The 14,362-nt window shown below is 65.7% G+C and carries 16 protein-coding genes; 12 read left to right on the forward strand and 4 right to left on the reverse strand.

What is annotated here, in order from left to right; all coding sequences use genetic code 11:
• Nucleotides 1-92 precede the first annotated feature (92 nt).
• Genes ACZ52D_RS10765 through ACZ52D_RS10780 form a run of 4 tightly spaced genes read left to right on the forward strand, consistent with a single transcriptional unit; the run spans nucleotide 93 to nucleotide 3,698 of the window.
• Entirely contained in the window at nucleotides 93-1,070 is a 978-nt protein-coding gene (locus ACZ52D_RS10765) for a glycosyltransferase family 2 protein (RefSeq protein WP_417472907.1), read from the forward strand.
• 2 nt (nucleotides 1,071-1,072) lie between these two features.
• The gene (locus ACZ52D_RS10770) at nucleotides 1,073-1,453 is read left to right on the forward strand and encodes a GtrA family protein (protein WP_222454893.1); all 381 of its coding nucleotides are present in this window, start codon (nucleotides 1,073-1,075) and stop codon (nucleotides 1,451-1,453) included.
• A 17-nt stretch (nucleotides 1,454-1,470) separates the two neighbouring features.
• Nucleotides 1,471-2,235 carry a class I SAM-dependent methyltransferase gene (locus ACZ52D_RS10775; RefSeq protein ID WP_222454894.1) on the forward strand — a complete coding sequence of 255 codons (765 nt, stop codon included), beginning with the start codon at nucleotides 1,471-1,473 and terminating at the stop codon, nucleotides 2,233-2,235.
• Nucleotides 2,232-3,698, forward strand: a complete 1,467-nt coding sequence (locus ACZ52D_RS10780) for a hypothetical protein (RefSeq protein WP_464441301.1) — start codon at nucleotides 2,232-2,234, stop codon at nucleotides 3,696-3,698. The genes ACZ52D_RS10775 and ACZ52D_RS10780 overlap by 4 nt, the downstream gene beginning before the upstream one ends.
• Before the next feature lie 32 nt (nucleotides 3,699-3,730).
• On the opposite strand, the gene nadC is transcribed toward ACZ52D_RS10780, so the two are convergent.
• Genes nadC through nadA form a run of 3 tightly spaced genes read right to left on the reverse strand, consistent with a single transcriptional unit; the run spans nucleotide 3,731 to nucleotide 7,197 of the window.
• Entirely contained in the window at nucleotides 3,731-4,585 is an 855-nt protein-coding gene (gene nadC / locus ACZ52D_RS10785; RefSeq protein WP_464441302.1) for a carboxylating nicotinate-nucleotide diphosphorylase, read from the reverse strand.
• On the reverse strand, nucleotides 4,582-6,141 hold the full coding sequence (locus ACZ52D_RS10790; RefSeq protein ID WP_464441303.1) for an L-aspartate oxidase: 1,560 nt from the start codon (nucleotides 6,139-6,141) through the stop codon (nucleotides 4,582-4,584). The genes nadC and ACZ52D_RS10790 overlap by 4 nt, the downstream gene beginning before the upstream one ends.
• A gap of 3 nt (nucleotides 6,142-6,144) precedes the next feature.
• A complete protein-coding gene (nadA, locus tag ACZ52D_RS10795; protein ID WP_222454898.1) occupies nucleotides 6,145-7,197 on the reverse strand; it encodes a quinolinate synthase NadA in 1,053 nt (350 codons plus the stop codon).
• A 285-nt stretch (nucleotides 7,198-7,482) separates the two neighbouring features.
• On the opposite strand from nadA, the gene ACZ52D_RS10800 reads away from it, so the two are divergent.
• From ACZ52D_RS10800 to ACZ52D_RS10810, 3 genes are read left to right on the forward strand one after another with little or no spacing between them, the layout of a single operon-like run.
• Nucleotides 7,483-8,187: an ABC transporter permease gene (locus ACZ52D_RS10800; RefSeq protein WP_464441304.1), complete on the forward strand. Its 705-nt coding sequence runs from the start codon at nucleotides 7,483-7,485 to the stop codon at nucleotides 8,185-8,187.
• Complete coding sequence (locus tag ACZ52D_RS10805; protein WP_464441305.1) at nucleotides 8,187-8,897, forward strand: ATP-binding cassette domain-containing protein; 711 nt, start codon at nucleotides 8,187-8,189, stop codon at nucleotides 8,895-8,897. Before ACZ52D_RS10800 ends, ACZ52D_RS10805 begins: the two co-directional genes overlap by 1 nt.
• Nucleotides 8,894-9,697, forward strand: coding sequence for an ABC transporter substrate-binding protein (locus tag ACZ52D_RS10810; RefSeq protein WP_464441306.1), 804 nt, complete (start codon nucleotides 8,894-8,896; stop codon nucleotides 9,695-9,697). The genes ACZ52D_RS10805 and ACZ52D_RS10810 overlap by 4 nt, the downstream gene beginning before the upstream one ends.
• A gap of 75 nt (nucleotides 9,698-9,772) precedes the next feature.
• On the opposite strand, the gene phnF is transcribed toward ACZ52D_RS10810, so the two are convergent.
• The gene (gene phnF, locus ACZ52D_RS10815) at nucleotides 9,773-10,486 is read right to left on the reverse strand and encodes a phosphonate metabolism transcriptional regulator PhnF (RefSeq protein ID WP_464441307.1); all 714 of its coding nucleotides are present in this window, start codon (nucleotides 10,484-10,486) and stop codon (nucleotides 9,773-9,775) included.
• 107 nt (nucleotides 10,487-10,593) lie between these two features.
• On the opposite strand from phnF, the gene phnG reads away from it, so the two are divergent.
• Genes phnG through phnK form a run of 5 tightly spaced genes read left to right on the forward strand, consistent with a single transcriptional unit; the run spans nucleotide 10,594 to nucleotide 14,358 of the window.
• A complete protein-coding gene (phnG, locus tag ACZ52D_RS10820) occupies nucleotides 10,594-11,046 on the forward strand; it encodes a phosphonate C-P lyase system protein PhnG (protein ID WP_369926710.1) in 453 nt (150 codons plus the stop codon).
• Nucleotides 11,046-11,630 carry a phosphonate C-P lyase system protein PhnH gene (phnH, locus tag ACZ52D_RS10825; RefSeq protein ID WP_464441308.1) on the forward strand — a complete coding sequence of 195 codons (585 nt, stop codon included), beginning with the start codon at nucleotides 11,046-11,048 and terminating at the stop codon, nucleotides 11,628-11,630. Before phnG ends, phnH begins: the two co-directional genes overlap by 1 nt.
• Before the next feature lie 3 nt (nucleotides 11,631-11,633).
• Nucleotides 11,634-12,734, forward strand: coding sequence for a carbon-phosphorus lyase complex subunit (locus ACZ52D_RS10830; RefSeq protein WP_464441309.1), 1,101 nt, complete (start codon nucleotides 11,634-11,636; stop codon nucleotides 12,732-12,734).
• On the forward strand, nucleotides 12,731-13,588 hold the full coding sequence (locus ACZ52D_RS10835; RefSeq protein ID WP_417472886.1) for an alpha-D-ribose 1-methylphosphonate 5-phosphate C-P-lyase PhnJ: 858 nt from the start codon (nucleotides 12,731-12,733) through the stop codon (nucleotides 13,586-13,588). The genes ACZ52D_RS10830 and ACZ52D_RS10835 overlap by 4 nt, the downstream gene beginning before the upstream one ends.
• Nucleotides 13,588-14,358: a phosphonate C-P lyase system protein PhnK gene (gene phnK, locus ACZ52D_RS10840; protein ID WP_464441310.1), complete on the forward strand. Its 771-nt coding sequence runs from the start codon at nucleotides 13,588-13,590 to the stop codon at nucleotides 14,356-14,358. Before ACZ52D_RS10835 ends, phnK begins: the two co-directional genes overlap by 1 nt.
• The last annotated feature ends 4 nt before the right edge of the window (nucleotides 14,359-14,362 follow it).

Below are 14,362 nucleotides of genomic sequence, written 5' to 3' on the forward strand. Positions count from 1 at the left end.
GGGTCTTGGTGAACTGCCGTTGCCCTTGCTGCGCCGGACCGGCAAATATCTGGGTTAACGAGCGGTTAACGAACAGAATTGAGGGCGACACAGTGCAGCTATCGGTTGTTGTGCCCTGCTACAACGAAGAAGAGTCGGTGCCAATGCTGGTCGACCGGCTGGTGCAGGCGATTGAACCATGGGCCGACGAGGCCGAAATCATCCTTGCGGATGACGGCTCCAGCGATGAGACGTGGGCCGCGATCGAGGCGGCGCATCGGCGCTACCCGGTGGTCCGTGGCATTCGCCTGTCAGCGAACCGTGGTCATCAGGTGGCGCTCACGGCGGGGTTGGAAGCCGCGAAGGGTGAACGCATCTTCATGCTGGATGCCGACCTTCAAGACCCGCCGGAAATCCTGCCCGACATGATGATGATGATGGACCGCGGCTATGACGTGGTCTACGGCCGCCGCGCTGAACGTCAGGGCGAGACGCTGTTCAAGAAGGCGACCGCTTATCTGTTCTACCGGTTCCTGAACACCCTGTCGGATGTGGAGATCCCCAAGGACACCGGCGATTTCCGCCTTGTCAGCCGCCGCTCGCTGGATGCGGTGCTGGCGATGCCTGAGCGGGCCCGCTTCATTCGTGGCATGTTCGCCTGGGCCGGGTTCAAACAGATCGGGTTGGAATATGTCCGTGATCCACGGGTGGCCGGGGTAACGAAATACCCGTTTCGCGCCATGCTGCGCTTTGCGACCGATGCGCTGACGGGATTTTCCACCAAACCGCTGAAAATGGCGACGCGGCTGGCATTCCTCAGCCTGTATGTCACCTTTCTGATGGCGGTCTACGTCTTCCTGTCGCTGGTGCTTCACAACACGGCGCCCGGCTGGGCCTCGATGCTGTTGGCTATCTCCTTCTTCTCCGGCATCCAGCTGCTGACACTCGGCATCATGGGCGAATACATTGGCCGCCTGTACATGGAGAGCAAGCAGCGGCCGATGTATTTCGTTGCCGAGGAAACCGGCGCCAGCGACGGGCCAACGGTTCCGCAAACTCTGCGCGAGCCTCTGCGCAGGGAAGCCTCCTGACCATGGTGGATGTCGGACAGATACTGCGCTTCGCCACAGTCGGCGTCTGCGTCGCCGCATTCTACGTGCTGGGGTATTCGATGCTGCTGAGCGCCGGAATGTCGCCACTGCCAGCCAATATCCTGGCCTTCGTTGCCGCGGTGATCGCGCAATACGTGCTTCAGACCAGCTGGACCTTTCGACGATCTCTGGGGTTGCCAGACCAGATGTTGCGCTTTGCCTGCACGGTGGCAGCGGGCCTCGCTGTCTCGACGCTGGTGACCTGGGCAGTTGGTCCGGCATTGGGCTGGGCCCCCTGGGTTGCGGCAGCGGTCGTCGCGGTGCTGCTGCCCGTGCAAAATTACGTCATCTTTCGCTTGTGGGTCTATTCCGCGGCCGGTTGAAACAGGAACAAGACACCATGTCCCATATCTATTCCAACGCCTTCTACGACTATATCGACCGTGGTGCGCGCAGCTCGGCGCAGGCGATGATCTCCGTGGTGCAGCCCTGCCTGCAGGCGCAAAGCGTGCTGGACCTCGGCAGTGGCCGCGGCGTGTGGCTGGGCGAATGGCTGAAGGCCGGAGTGGCGGATGTGGCCGGGGTGGACGGCGACTATGTCGACCGCGACCGGCTGTCGATCCCGCGCGACAGTTTCCATGCCGCGGATCTGACCAAGCCTTTCGACCTGGGGCGGAAATTCGATCTGGCGCAAAGCCTGGAGGTGGGCGAGCACCTGCCCGAAGCGGCCTCGGCCACGCTGGTCGACAGCCTGACCCGCCACGCCGACCGGGTGCTGTTCTCGGCCGCGGTGCCGGGGCAGGGGGGCGAGTTCCACATCAACGAAAAGCCCTTGTCCTTCTGGCAGGAGCTGTTTGCGGAGCGCGGCTACACCGCCTTTGATTTTGCCCGTCCCAAGCTGAAGCATATGGAGGGGCTGGAGCCCTGGTACCGGTACAACACCGTGCTTTATGTCAATGACGCAGGCCGTCAGGGGCTGCCGCCGGAGGTGCTGGCCAGCGAAGTGCCAGCCGGGCAGCCGGTGCCGCTGGCGGGCAGCCTCGGCTGGCGCATGCGGCGCGGGGTCGTGTCAATGATGCCACGCGGCATGGTGACCAGGATTGCGCAGGCACGCGCCGCCGTACTGGCCCGCCAGGCGCAGCGGCAGCAAGAGGCGCAGGGATGAGCCTGACCGCCGACGTCACCGGCACAGCCGCCCGGCCGCAGGCAGCCTCGCAGCTGCCGGTGACCGTGGCGGCGGTCTTTGCCGTGATGCTGCTGGCGGCGGTGTTCCAGCTGCCGGATCCGATGCTGCGGCATGACGACTATCCTGCGCTGCTGGCGGATCCTTCGCTGTTTTACAGCAAGACACTGACCGAAGGGCGCTGGGTCAACTACCTGTGGCATCTGCGCGGGCTGGTGACACCGGCCTGGCTGAACTTTCTAGCCTACCAGTTGCTGTGGGCGATCTACCTCGGATGCCTGGTTCACAACGCCTTTGGCCGGGAGGCGGCGTTGTGGCAGCGGGTGATGGTGGCGCTGATTGCCGGGCTGGCGCTGCCTTGGGTGCTGATTTCCCTGTGGTTCAACACGCTGCTGCTGGGGCTGGCGATCGTTGCGCTTTATGCGTGGCTGACCACCCGGCTGAGCGAGCGCAGCTGCCGCTGGCTGATGCTGCTGTTCGTGCCGGTGTCACTGATGGCCTATACCACCTATCCGTTTCTGATCCTGGCGCTGAGCCTGACGCGGGCGGAGACCAAGAGATCTGCCCGCGATCTGGCGGGGCTTTTGGCGCTGTTCAGTGTCAGTTTCGCGTTGGGCATGCTGACGATCTACTCGCTCAACTACGCGGTCCATGGGGTTTTCGGCGTGCCGATGGCCGAATGGCGCAATCCCAGCCCGGCCACCGATCTGGCTTCGCTGCTGGAAAACGGCAGACTGGCACTTGATTACCTGGTGGCGCTGGTGCGCAGGGGGGCCTACGGCAATACCGGGCTCGCGCTGCTGCTGGCGGGCGTGCTGGCGGTGGCCGTCTGGTCGGTGCTGCGCCGGGACAGGTGGCGCGGGGTCTACATGCTCAGCGGTGTCGGGTTGGGGCTGGGGTTGGTCTGCCTGCAGGTCATCCGCACGGGTATCGACATGCCCCTGCGCTCTGGCGGGTTCGTGTGGCTGTATGGCGCGGTGTTTCTTGGCCTGTTCGCGATCGCTTTGCAGGATGCAGGCCGGGCCCGGCTCAGCCGCAACCTGTTGTTCACGCTGACGGCGATGTCGGTGATCTTTGCGGGGATGACGCATTATTTCGCGTCCGAGTGGCAGCGGCTCAGCCGCGCGATGGCGGACGAGCTGGGGGCGGGCAGCGGGCCGATATTCGTGACCGGCACCTATCTGTCGCTGGACGCAGCGCGCAAATCGGACCTGCAAAAGGACCAGTCGGTGGTCTTCCGGCTCGAGCACCTGACGGGCCGCCCGGTGGTGATGTGCGAAAGCCAGCCGCAGGAGTGCGCACATCTGCCAAAGGCGCTGCGCGCAGGACTGCAGGAGAGCGTCAAACCCTACGAGGTGCGCCAGATCGAGGGGGCGTCGGTGCTGATGCTGTCGCCCGTTGCCCTGCGCAAGGCCAAGCTGGAGCCGACGCAGCCTCAGCGCTAGGCGGATTGATCAGGGGCGGCGGCGCCTGGCCCCTAGAAATCGAGACCCAGGTCCAGGGTGCGCGCCGAATGGGTCAGCGCCCCCGAGGATATGTAATGCACGCCGGTTGCCGCCACCTCGGCAATCCGTTCCAGTTGCATGTTGCCCGAGGCTTCGGTCACCACATGGCCGCGTGCCATCGCAACGGCCTGCGTCAGCGTTGCGGTGTCCATGTTGTCCAGCAGCACCACGTCGGCACCGCCGGTGGCGATCACCTCTTCCAGCTGCTCCAAGGTGTCGACCTCGATTTCCACTTTCATCATGTGGCTGGCGCAGGCCTTGGCGGCGGTCAGCACCGCCTTGATGCCGCCCGCGGCGGCGATGTGGTTGTCCTTGATCAGGATAGCATCGGACAGGCCGAAGCGGTGGTTGTAGCCGCCACCGTGCAGCACCGCCTGCTTTTCGGCGATGCGCAGCCCCGGCGTGGTCTTGCGGGTGCAGGTGATGCGGGTGTTCGTCCCTGCGGTCTGTGCCACGAAACCCGCGGTCAGGGTGGCGATGCCGGTCAGCCGCCCGGCAAAGTTCAGCGCGACCCGTTCGGCTGACAGGATCGATGCGGCCGAGCCTTCGATGGTCATCAGTGTATCGCCTTTGGCGCAGGAGGACCCATCGTCCAGCAAGGTCTCCACCTTCAGTCCGGCGTCCACCAGGCGAAAGGCGATGCGGGCGATCTGCATGCCCGAAACCACACCCGCCTCGCGCGCGTTCAGCCGCGCCTGGTAGGTCGCACTGGCCGGGATCACGGCGCGGGTGGTGATATCGCCGTTCTGGCCCAGATCTTCCATCAGGGCGGCGCGCACCATCGGTTCCAGGATCAGGTCGGGCAGGCGGGCAAATTGTTGTGTCATTGGAAATCCTCTTGCACCCGGGCGCGGATGGCCAGGGCTTCGGCCAGGGTTATGCGTGTGCGTCGGGCCTGGGCCGGATCGGTTTCGGGATAGTCATCGCGGTAGTGGCCGCCACGGCTTTCCTGGCGGGCGAGGGCCGCGGCAGCGATCAGGGTGGCAGTGGCGCACATGTTGACGAAGTTCTCATCCTCTGCCTGTTCGGCCTCCAGCCGGGCAAGGATTGCCAAAGCCCGCCGCAGGCCCGCGGCGTCGCGCCGGACGCCGACAAAGGCGGTCATGGTTTCACGCAGAGTGGTCAGCGCCGTAGCGTCCATCGGGCAGCCGCCCGGCAGAAACTCCGGCGCGATCTCGGCGCAATCCGCGGCAGTCTGCAGCTGAACTGCGATGTCCTGCGCGGCGTTGCGGGCATAGACCAGCGCCTCCAGCAGGCCGTTGGAGGCAAGCCGGTTGGCCCCGTGCAGCCCGGTCGAGGAGGCCTCGCCGCAGACCCAGAGATTGCGCAGGCTGCTGCGTCCCTGCATGTCGGCCTCGACCCCGCCCATGTGGTAATGCGCGGCGACCGCGACGGGGATAGGCTCGGTGACCGGATCGATGCCCGCCCGGGCGCAGGTCTGCGCCACGGTGGGAAAGCGGCTCAGCACCTCCGCGCCGAGGGCAGCGCGGGTGTCGAGCATCGGGCGGCGGCCAGCTTGGGTCTCGGCAAAGATGGCTCGGGCGACGATGTCGCGCGGCGCCAGTTCCGCATCCGGGTGGACCGGCAGCATGAAACGCGCGCCCTCGGCATTGATCAGCACCGCGCCTTCGCCGCGGAGCGCCTCGGTGGCCAGCGGCGCGGGGTCTTCGCCGATGTCGAAGGCGGTGGGGTGGAACTGCACGAATTCCGGATCCGCGAGCCGCGCACCGGCACGGGCGGCAAGCCCGATCACCTGGCCGCGGATGCGTGGCGGGTTGGTGGTATGGGCATAAAGCCCGCCAGAGCCGCCACCGGCCAGAAGCACCGCGGGCGTGCGGATCAGCACCGATGCGGAGGGCGTGTCCGCCCGGCTGATCCAGACGCCGGAGACGCCATCCTCGTTGGTTTCCAACCTCACGGCCTGGGTGTTCTCCAGCACCTGCACGTGGCGGGCGGCCCGCACCGCGGTGATCAGCGTCTGCATGATCCGGTGACCGGCCTGATCGCCCTTGACCCGCACCACGCGGGCGGCGGAATGGGCGGCCTCGCGGTTCATCACGTAGTTGCCGGCGGCGTCGCGATCGAACGGCGTGCCCAGTTCCGTCAGGTCCAGGATGTGATCGCGGGCCACGCGTGTCACCATCGCGGCCACCCGGCTATCAACCGTACCGGCTCCGGCGCGCTGGGTGTCGGCGGCGTGGGCCTCGGGGCTGTCGGGGCGTTCCATCGCGGCGGCGACCCCGCCTTGAGCCCAGGAGGAGCTGGCGCCCCGGCCCAGTGGTTCGGGGGAGATGACCAGCACCGGGTGCGGCGCCAGTTCAAGCGCCGCGTAGAGCGCCCCCAGACCGGCGCCGACAATCACGATGCGGCCGGTGTCCAGCACGTGTCAAATGCCCAGTTTGCGGCTGAGGTCGATCATCCTCTGCACCGCGATGCGGGCTTTCTCGGCCACCTCGGGGTCCACTTCGACCGGTTCGGTCATCGTGTGCAGCGACCACAGGATCTTCTCCAGCGTGATCTTCTTCATGTAGGGGCACATGTTGCAGGGGCCGACGAATTCGACCTCCGGCAGCTGGTCGGCAATGTTGGATGCCATCGAGCATTCGGTGATCAGCAGCGCCTTTTCCGGCTTCTCGTCGGTCACGTATTTGACGATGCCACTGGTCGAGCCGGAGAAATCCGCCTCGGCCACCACGTCGGGCGGGCACTCGGGGTGTGCGATCAGCCGGGTGCCGGGGTTCCATTCACGGAAGTCGCGCAGATCCTGCGCCGTGTACTGCTCATGCACGATGCAGGAGCCTTCCCACCAGACGATGTTCTTTTCCGGCACCAGCTTGGCGATGTTCTGCGCCAGATACTGGTCCGGGGTCATGATGATGGTGTCTTCCTCCATCGCGGCGACGATCTGCGCGGCATTGGAGGAGGTGCAGCAGATGTCCGACGCCGCCTTCACCTCGGCGGTGGTGTTCACGTAAGTCACCACCGGCGCGCCGGGATAGCGGCGGCGCATCTCGGCGACGCCCTCGGCGGTGATGCTTTCGGCCAGCGAGCAGCCGGCCTCCATATCGGGGATCAGCACGGTCTTTTCCGGGCTCAGGATCTTGGAGGTCTCGGCCATGAAATGCACGCCGCACTGCACGATCACGTCGGCTTCGACCCGGGTTGCCTCGATCGCCAGCTGCAGGCTGTCGCCGACCACGTCGGAAATGCCGTGGTAGATCTCGGGCGTCATGTAGTTATGCGCCAGCACCACCGCGTTGCGCTGTTTCTTCAGCTCCAGGATGGCGGCGACATAGGGCGCATGGGTGGCCCATTCGATCGGGTTCACCACCCGGTCCATCCGCGCGTAGACATCGGCCATCTTCTCGGCCAGTGCCGGATTGGGGGCCAGATCGTAGTGGTTGGCGAGCTGATCCCGCATGGATTGCAGGTCGAACATGGCATATCCTCAAGATTGCGTCCGGGGGGGCACTTTGGGCGCGGTTTGTTTCATGTTCGCATGCCGCACGCAAGCGCAGTGGTGCGAAATAGGCACCAAATGCGGTGATTTGGCACGTTGGGCGCCGATTGGCGGCAGCGCGCGTCCCTTGGGGCGCGGCAAAGTGGCGGCAGAGCGGCGTGTTTGCCGTTTTTGACTGTCCGAATGTCCCGTCCTGTGATTGGAACAGACCTGAGCCGTGATAGTTCCGGCAGCAATTGAAACCGCGGGGAAAAGACCGGGCCGATGGGTGATTTGTGGGCAGGGCTGGCGCAGGCATTCTGGCTGCTGGTGACACTGGATGCGGATCTGGTGGAGATCACCCTGCGTTCGCTGCGGGTGACGCTGACGGCGCTGGTCATCGCCTGCGCTATCGCGTTGCCGCTGGCGGCCTTTCTGGCGGTGCGCCGGTTCCGCCTGCGTCGCGCCACCATCGCGGTGCTGAACGCACTGATGGGGCTGCCGCCGGTGGTGGTGGGGTTGATTGTCTACGTGTTCCTGTCGCGGGCCGGGCCGTTTGGCGTCTTCGGCCTGCTGTTCACGCCGACCGCGATGATCATCGCGCAGGTGATCATCGTGGTGCCGCTGGTGGCCTCGGTCGCGCATCAGTCCCTGCGGGAGCTGTGGAGCGACTACCACGACCTGCTGATCTCGATGAACGCCACCCAGTTCCAGCGTATCAAGGCGCTCTTGTGGGACGGGCGGCGGGCCTTGCTGACCGCGGCGCTGGCGGGTTTTGGCCGCGCCATCGGCGAGGTCGGCGCGATAATGGTGGTGGGCGGCAATATCGACCATGCGACACGGGTGCTGACCACGGCAATAGCGCTGGAGACCGGCAAGGGCGAATTTGCCATGGCGCTTGGCCTGGGTTTCGTGTTGATCGCGCTGGCCGTGGCGGTGAACCTGATGATCCACTGGCTGGGCCGCACCGAGAGTGAAGGGCGCTGGTGATGCAGATGTTCCCGTTGACAGTCAATGGCGCCTGCGTGCGCCGCCGCGGCAAGCTGCTGGTCGGTCCGGTGGATCTGAAGCTGGGCGGGCAGGGCAGCGCGATCATGATCGGGCCTAACGGCGCGGGCAAGACTACGCTGTTGAAGATGCTGCACGGTATCGTGCGGATGCGCGACGGCAGCCTCGACTGGGCCTGCCCGCTGGCCGAGGCGCAGAAGCACCAGGCCTTCGTCTTCCAGACCCCGGTGATGATGCGCCGCACGGTGATCGAGAACATTGCCTATCCCCTGCGTCTGACAGGTGTCCGCCGCCGCGAGGCCCGCGCCCGCGCCGCCGACTGGGCCGAGCGGGTGGGGCTGGGCAACATTCTGGAGCGGCAGGCCACCAATCTCTCGGGCGGCGAGCGGCAGAAGCTGGCTCTGGCCCGTGCCCTGGTGCGCGAGCCGCAGGTGCTGTTTCTGGATGAGCCCTGCGCGGCGCTGGACGGTCGCGCCACCCGCGAGATCGAGGAGATCCTGACCCGCGCCGCCGCCTCCGGCACACGGCTGATCATGTCGACCCACAACATGGGGCAGGCGCGGCGGCTGGCGGATGAGGTGATCTTTGTCCTTCGCGGCCGCATCCACGAATTCGGCCCGGCAGATGAATTCTTTGCCGGACCGCAAACCGCGCAAGCGCGCGCATTTCTGAACGGAGATATTGTAGAATGAAAAAGCTGATTATCGGCGCAGTTGCCTTCTTGGCGATGGCCTCGGCCGCGCTGGCCGAAGAGATGAAGATGGCGGTGACCACCTCCTTCCACAATTCGGGACTGGCCGAGATCCTGCTGCCGGAAATCAAGAAAGACCTCGGTCTGGATGTGCAGCTCTTGGTGGTTGGCACCGGCCAGGCGATCCGCCTGGGCGAGGCGGGTGATGTGGACGCGATCCTGGTGCATTCAAAAACCGCCGAGGAGAAGTTCCTCGCGGGTGGCAACGGCACCCACCGGCGCGAGATCATGTACAATGATTTTGTCTTTATCGGCCCCAAGGCGGATCCGGCCGGTATTGCACAGGCCGCCGATGCCGCCGCTGCCCTGCAGCAGATCGCACAGGCCGAGGCGGCATTTGTCAGCCGTGGCGACGACAGCGGCACCCACAAGAAAGAGCTGAGCCTGTGGTCCGCTGCCGGTCAGGCGCCGGAGGGTTTTGGCGATTGGTACCGCGCGGTTGGCGCAGGCATGGGCGCAGCGCTGAATACCGCCGCTGGCATGGATGCCTACATCATGTCGGACCGCGCGAGCTGGCTGAACTTTGGCAACAAGGGCGGCCTGGATCTGCTGTTTGCCGGTGATCCGGTGCTGTTCAACCAATATGCCTACCTGCCGGTGAACCCGGAAAAGCACCCCCATGTTAAGCATGATCTGGCGATGCAGCTGGAGGGCTGGCTGGTCTCGGACAAGGCCAAGGAACTGGTCAACGGCTACCAGATCAACGGCGAAACGCTGTTTGTCTTCAACGCCAAGCAGTAAACTCCGCACCAGCGGAACCCGGCCCCTGCCAAGCGGCGGGGGCTTTTTTGTTGCAAAGGGGGGCTGCGGCAGGCCTCAGTCCTCGCCGCCGACGGTCAGGGTGACCCGGTCACCGGCAAACCAGGTTCGGCCGAACTCGACCGGGGTGCCGTCGGTGTCCACGCTGATCGAGGTGGTGCGCAGGATTGGCGCGCCCTCGCTGATGCGCAGGTGCAGCGCCTGCGTGGCGGTGGCCAGCTTGGCGGTGATGCGCGTTTCCAGCCGGGTGTAATCCGCCACGCCGCAGGCCTTCAGCGCCGCGGTGATCGAGGCTTCTTCGCGCAAGGCATCACAGAGGTCCGGCAACCGCTCCGCCGGGAAGATTGCCTGCGCCAGCGCCACCGGCTGGCCATCCGCCAGCGACAGCCCGTCATAGACATGCACGGGATCACCGGGCGCCAGCCTCAGTGCCTCGGCCTCGCGGACACCGGCTGCACGGGTTTCCAGCATCAACACCTGCTTGGCCGGGGTGCGCCCCTCGCGCGCCAGGTTCTGGTGAAAGCGCACCCTTTTGCCGATCGGGTAATCGGCCGGCTTGGCCGCCACGAAAACGCCCGCACCGCGGCGCGCATGCACCAGCCCCTGCTCGGCCATCTCGGCCAGGGCGCGGCGCACCGTGTGCCGGTTCACCCCGAAGCGCGCGGACAGCTGTGCTTCGGGCGGTAGCTTGGCACCGGTCTCATAGCGCCCCTGCGCGATGTCGTCGGTCAGGGCGATGGCAATGGATTTCCAAACGGGGGTGCGGGCCATGTCACGGAACTTTCACAAGACTCAGATTGCGCCGCCCGGGGCGACTCGGCTAACATTTGTCTAGTTGTATAGTTGAAGTAGACAACCCGGCCAAGAGGCTTAGACAGATGAACACAGAAATTTCCGCACAGGACCGCAAAGGCTGGATGAGCCTGCTGGCCAGTGCAGACGAGGCCCGGCTTTCAGAGCTGTGGCAGGGCTACGGGGCGGATCCCGCCTTTGACTGGCTGCGCGCGCCCGAGGCGGGCGGTGTCATGGTGCGCGGCCGCATGGGCGGCAGCGGCGCGCCCTTCAACCTGGGCGAGATGACAGTCACCCGCTGCGCGCTGGTGCTGGCGGATGGCACCGCGGGCCACGGCTACGTGCAGGGCCGCAGCAAGGCCAAGGCCGAGATCGCCGCCAAGATCGACGCGCTGATGCAGACCTCGGCGGCAGAGGATCTACGCGCCGCGGTGCTGGCGCCGCTGGCCGCCGAACAGACGGCCAGGAAGGAGGCTCGCGCCGCCAAGGCCGCGGCCACCAAGGTCGAATTTTTCACGATGGTACGGGGAGAGGACTGATGCAGGCACAGGCCCGAAACACGGTCTACGGTGGCGGCTTTGCCAACCCGCCGGTGGACTCGGCGCATGGGTTCCGCGCCGCGATGAACGCCATGGCGCGCCCCGGCACGATCCAGCAGATCAGCGGTGCTGTGCCGCCCGACGGCATCTCGCTTGCGGCTGGCGCGCTGCTGCTGACCCTGTGTGACCCGGAAACCGGCGTCTATCTGGCGCCGGATGTGGACAGCGACGACCTGCGCGGCTGGCTCACCTTTCACACCGGCGCGCCGGTTGTCGCGGCGGAGCAGGCAGATTTCGCCTTGGGCAGCTGGGCGGCGCTGATGCCGCTGGATCGCTTCCGCATTGGAACCGCGGAATATCCGGACCGGTCGGCAACGCTGATCGTCGAGATGCCAGAGCTGGACGCCCCCAACGCACGGCTGCAGGGGCCGGGGATCAAGGACAGCGCCCGCCTGAAGCTGCCGGACCTGGAGGCATTTCAGCGCAATGCGATGCTCTACCCGCTGGGCGTCGATTTCTTTTTCACATCGGGTTTGCAGCTGGCGGCGCTGCCGCGCTCGACCAAAGTCACCGCTGGGGAATAGACCATGTATGTTGCAGTAAAAGGCGGCGAGCAGGCGATCGACAACGCCCATGCCTGGCTGGCCGAGGAACGCCGCGGCGACACCTCCGTGGCCGAGCTGAGCCTTGCCCAGATCCGCGAACAGCTGGCTCTTGCGGTCAACCGGGTGATGGCGGAGGGATCGCTCTATGATCCCGATCTCGCCGCGCTGGCGATCAAACAATCGCGCGGTGATCTGATCGAGGCGATCTTCCTGATCCGCGCCTATCGCACCACGCTGCCGCGCTTTGGCTACACGCGGCCGGTGGACACCGGCGCGATGGCCTGTGACCGCCGCATCTCGGCCACCTTCAAGGACGCGCCGGGCGGGCAGGTGCTGGGGCCGACATTCGACTACACCCACCGGCTGCTGGACTTCAAACTGGCTGCCGACGGGGAGGTGCCTGCCGCGCCCGAGGCGGAGCCGCGCCGCGAGCCGACGCCGCATATCACCGAGTTCCTGCAGGGCGAGGACATCATCGAGCGCGAGCTTGCCTCGGACGCGGAGCCGGGCGATCTGACCCGCGAGCCGATGGCCTTTCCGGCGGGCCGCGCGGTGCGGCTGCAATCGCTGACGCGCGGCGATGAGGGTTTCATCCTTGGCATGGCCTATTCGACCCAGCGTGGCTATGCGCGCAACCACGCCTTTGTCGGCGAGCTGCGCATCGGCACCGTGCCGGTCGAAATGGAGATCCCCGAACTGGGCTTTGCCATCGAGATCGGCGAGATCGAGCTGACCGAATGCGAGACGGTGAACCAGTTCAAGGGCTCCAAAACCGTGCCGCCGCAATTCACCCGCGGCTATGGTCTGGTGTTCGGCCAGTCAGAGCGCAAATCCATCGCCATGGCGCTGGTCGACCGCGCCCTGCGCTGGGAAGAGCTGGGCGAGGACAACGTCGGCGCGGCCGCACAGGACGAGGAATTTGTCCTGAGCCACGCCGACAACATCCAGGCCACCGGTTTTCTGGAACACATCAAGCTGCCGCATTACGTCGATTTCCAGTCCGAGCTGGAGCTGGTCCGCAAACTGCGCCGCGAGGCCGCGGAACTGGCGGAAAACCTTGCAGCACAGGAGGCTGCGGAATGAGCGACTACAACTTTGCATACTTGGACGAACAGACCAAGCGGATGATCCGTCGGGCGATCCTCAAAGGCTTGGCGGTGCCGGGCTACCAGGTGCCCTTCGCCAGCCGCGAGATGCCGATGCCCTACGGCTGGGGCACTGGCGGCGTGCAGGTCTCGGCCGCAACGCTGACGCCGGAAGACACGCTGAAGGTGATCGACCAGGGCGCGGATGACACCACCAACGCGGTGTCGATCCGCAAGTTCTTTGAACGCACGGCAGGCGTGGCCACGACGGAGGAAACCACCAAGGCCAGCGTCATCCAGACCCGCCACCGCATCCCCGAGGCGGAGCTGAGCGAGGATCAGATCCTGGTCTATCAGGTGCCGATCCCGGAGCCCCTGCGCTTCCTTGAGCCGCGCGAAACCGAAACCCGCAAGATGCACGCCTTGCAGGAATACGGGCTGATGCACGTGAAACTCTATGAGGACATCAGCCAGCACGGCGCCATCGCCACCGCCTATGCCTATCCGGTCAAGGTCGAGGGCCGCTATGTGATGGACCCCTCGCCGATCCCGAAGTTCGATAACCCCAAGATGGAAATGGCCGCGATCCAGCTGTTCGGCGCAGGCCGCGAGCAGCGTATCTATGCGGTGCCGCCCTACACCAAGGTCGTCTCGCTCGATTTCGAGGACTACCCGTTCGAGGCCAGCAAGGCCGACCACCCCTGCGACCTGTGCGGGGCAGAGGACAGCTATCTGGACGAGGTGATCCTGGATGACGCGGGCAACCGGATGTTTGTCTGCTCGGACACCGATTATTGCCGCTCGCGGCGCGAGGCGGGCCACAGCGGCCGCCTGGGAGAGGAGGCAGCGTGATGACACCTTTGCTGCAAGTGAAAAACGTCGCCAAGATGTATGGCGCGCGGATCGGCTGCACCGACGTCAGCTTTGATCTCTACCCCGGCGAGGTGATGGGCATCGTCGGCGAAAGTGGCTCGGGCAAGTCGACGCTGCTGAACAGCCTGGCAGGGCATCTGACGCCGGACCGCGGCGAGGTGATCTTTGACACTCGCGCGGACGGGCCGGTGGATACTGTCACCATGTCGGAACCGCAGCGGCGCATGCTCAGCCGCACCGATTGGGCCTTTGTGCATCAGCATGCCCGCGACGGGCTGCGGATGTCGGTCTCGGCCGGCGGCAACATCGGGGAACGGCTGATGGCGGTGGGCGACCGGCATTACGGATCGATCCGCGAACGCGCCGCCGACTGGCTGGGCCGGGTCGAGATTGCGAACAGCCGCATCGATGACCGTCCCTCTGCCTTCTCCGGCGGCATGCAGCAGCGGCTGCAGATCGCCCGCAATCTGGTGACCGGCCCGCGGCTGGTGTTCATGGATGAACCAACCGGCGGGCTGGATGTCTCGGTGCAGGCCCGGCTGCTGGATCTCTTGCGCGGGCTGGTGCGCGAGATGGGTCTGAGCGCCATCATCGTCACCCATGATCTGGCGGTGGTGCGGCTGCTGGCGGACCGGCTGATGGTGATGAAAGACGGTCATGTGGTTGAAAGCGGGCTGACCGATCAGGTGCTGGACGACCCCCAGCACGGCTATACCCAGCTGCTGGTCTCCAGCGTGCTGCAAGTCTGAGGGT

Source organism: Leisingera sp. S2M4 (assembly GCF_055398055.1).